1 protein-coding gene is annotated in these 505 nt (G+C 41.2%); it reads right to left on the bottom strand.

Annotated features, from left to right (window positions below):
• Positions 1-505, bottom strand: a 505-nt coding sequence (locus DCH402_RS00055; RefSeq protein WP_039998813.1) for a UDP-N-acetylglucosamine 2-epimerase, incomplete at both ends; no start/stop codon positions are given.

Below are 505 nucleotides of genomic sequence, written 5' to 3' on the forward strand. Positions count from 1 at the left end.
TTCAGTGCCAGTGTCATTATTAGGGTAGATGCTAATGATATTTTGGCCACTTAATTCTAATGCTTTGAAATATTGGGCCGCATATTGTGGCATTAAATGTGCTTCTGTAGTCACGGGGTGAAACATAGAAATACCATAATTTTCGTATGGTAAACCGTAATATTCTTTGACTTCTTCTAAGGATGGGAGGGTGGAAGAGGCCATAACATCTAAATCGGGGGAGCCGATGATGTGAATATGCTTTCTTTTTTCTCCCATTTGCACTAGGCGAGTGACAGCTTGTTCATTTGCTACCAAGTGGATATGAGAAAGTTTACTAATAGAATGACGAATGGAGTCATCTACTGTACCAGATAGTTCACCACCTTCGATATGGCAAACTAAACGGCTGCTTAATGCACCTACAGCTGCGCCTGCTAGTGCTTCTAAACGGTCGCCGTGAATCATGACCATATCAGGTTCAATTTCATCAGATAGACGAGAGATAAACGTAATGGTATTGCCT

Source organism: Dickeya chrysanthemi NCPPB 402, from assembly GCF_000406105.1.
In the GTDB taxonomy this organism is placed as follows: Bacteria; Pseudomonadota; Gammaproteobacteria; order Enterobacterales; family Enterobacteriaceae; genus Dickeya; species Dickeya chrysanthemi.